Annotated in this window: 4 protein-coding genes; 1 reads left to right on the top strand and 3 read right to left on the bottom strand. The window is 43.5% G+C overall.

Annotated features, from left to right (window positions below; all coding sequences use genetic code 11):
* On the bottom strand, positions 1-614 hold a 614-nt coding region (locus LGZ98_RS23560), incomplete at its 3' end, for a terminase large subunit domain-containing protein (protein ID WP_262978709.1).
* The gene (locus LGZ98_RS23555) at positions 568-1,164 is read right to left on the bottom strand and encodes a terminase small subunit (protein WP_262978708.1); all 597 of its coding nucleotides are present in this window, start codon (positions 1,162-1,164) and stop codon (positions 568-570) included. The genes LGZ98_RS23560 and LGZ98_RS23555, both read right to left, overlap by 47 nt.
* A 324-nt stretch (positions 1,165-1,488) precedes the next feature.
* Between LGZ98_RS23555 and LGZ98_RS23550 the strand changes: the two genes are divergently transcribed.
* Positions 1,489-1,701, top strand: coding sequence for a hypothetical protein (locus tag LGZ98_RS23550; RefSeq protein WP_262978707.1), 213 nt, complete (start codon positions 1,489-1,491; stop codon positions 1,699-1,701).
* Here LGZ98_RS23550 and LGZ98_RS23545 read toward each other — a convergent pair.
* The coding region (locus LGZ98_RS23545) for a hypothetical protein (RefSeq protein ID WP_262978706.1) at positions 1,702-2,050 on the bottom strand (349 nt) is incomplete at its 5' end.

Here is a 2,050-nt window from a genome sequence, read left to right as displayed (position 1 = left end):
GCTTCTTGATAAACCGGAGATGATGCTGTTTTATAGTCTTTAGCTGGGTCATCAATGATGCCGATATTCATCCCTTGACCCGTGATACCGCCATTCACACCCGCCGCGCGATAAGAGCCGCCATGCAATTGACCTTTTGCGTCCAACACTTCCCATAGTTCCGCAGTACGAATAGCGCCGCCCGCCAGCGTCCTAATGTTCGTTCCGTTTAAGCGAGTGTTGGGAAACACATCTTGATATTTTTCAGTATCAATAATGCGCTGCGTGTCACGTGACATTCGATTAGCGAGATCAGAAGAGTATGAACACGAAATAATGTGCCAGTTCGGATGCTTGCCTAATGCGTACGCAGGAAGCCGACGAGACGCTAATTCGCTTTTCCCGGAGCGAGGGGGGGCAAATATCATTAAGCGCGGCATCTTGCCATTTTCAACGTCTTTCAGAAACTGGTCTAACTCAAGGCATAACAGCTCATTAAACCAGCCCGTTTCGTATCGCGAATTTGTATAGAGCGTGAAATCCATCAGAGATGATCGGGCTTGTTCTATCGCTCTACGCCGATATGCCTCAAGAGTCTGTAAGTTTCTCATTGAGCTTACTTGAGCGACGGCCATGACCCATCTCCTTTAATCTCTCTTCAAGTTGCTCGTCAGTTAAATCAATCTTGATCGGCCCGCCACCAGCACCCGTCAGCTCAGTCTTAACGCTCTCACGGAACGCTTGCACGCCAACATGCTTACCCAGTAACTCAAGATTTTTAACTTTATCCGGCCACTTGATTTTCTTGAGAATGGTTTCTTCTGTACTTCCGTCGTAGTCATAAATCGTCGTGGAAATATCGAAGCCAGATAATGTTGTACGCCAAACTACCGGCCATTCGCTTACTGCTTTTAACCTTCCGTCGTCATCAATGATGTCTAGTACGTCCATTCTGTCGATTTCGACTAAGCGTTTGAGCACATATTCAGCATCGATTTTAACCACTTCATTACGATCTGACTTTAGTTCTGAAATCCGTTTTTGAATGTCAAGTTTTAACAAGTTTTCAGAGCCAATGCGGTTTGCAGTTTTATCACTGTACCCCGCGCGAATTGCAGCTTGAGTCGCGTTCAAATCGACGAGGTACTCGCGACAAAACATTTCTTGTTTGCCTGTGAGCGCCATTTCTTTCCCTCAAAATAAAAAGGCCGCACCGGGCGACCTGTTATCTGGTTCTCCACAACGCCCATGCAGCAGAAACACCCCAGCACATTAGGCCGTACAGAAAACTACCCCACGTGCCGTGCAGCATGAGCAAGAAACCCCCGATTATCGGAGTTATCCAGCAATAGAATTCAAAATCGTTCATGTTTTAATTTTCCGGTATTACTTCTTCACCATTAACGATATGCCTGCTTTTAACCACATCAGGCGAGGTGGTTTCTTCCTTTCCACAGTCAAGAAAAATTGATAAGTTGGTTATTCCACAGTCAAATAAGGAATAATGTTATGAGTGATATTAATGAACTGAAAAAGCTCATTGAAGCACAACAAGTGATTATTAATGCTATTATCCAGACAATGGATCGTGAACAAAAGCAGTTAGTTATTGAGAAAATTAGATCACTTGCGCAAGGAGCGAGATACCCGCACATCTTGGAGTCTTTCGATTCACCAGAAGAGGCTATTAGAGCAACATCCTCTCAGCTTAATTTGATGTAATCACTCAGACAGCGACCAATTAAACTTATTTTCTTTAATTAAGGTCGCTATTTCTAAATCATTAGCCAATTTTTCTCCTACGATTTCGTTCATAAACTTCCTGCCATCACTAAGTAATTTTTTTCTGCTGTAAAGAAATGCAGCGGATATAGTGTCAATGGCTTGGTGTATCTCCTCCAGGGTTCTACCTTCTGCAATCATCTTAGGGATAAGATTAGCAATGACTACATCCACTTCCCCAAGGGCAAACCCGACCAATTTTTTAATTTCATGAACTTTATTTTCGGTTAAGCTATCTATTGTATTTCCCATAATCTTTAAACCCTCGTTGAACCCTTTCCAACCCGGA

Source organism: Photorhabdus kayaii, from assembly GCF_025384895.1.
In the GTDB taxonomy this organism is placed as follows: domain Bacteria; phylum Pseudomonadota; class Gammaproteobacteria; order Enterobacterales; family Enterobacteriaceae; genus Photorhabdus; species Photorhabdus kayaii.
The sequence above is the reverse complement of the archived record's forward strand: the minus strand, read 5'-3'. Positions and strand labels throughout refer to the sequence as shown.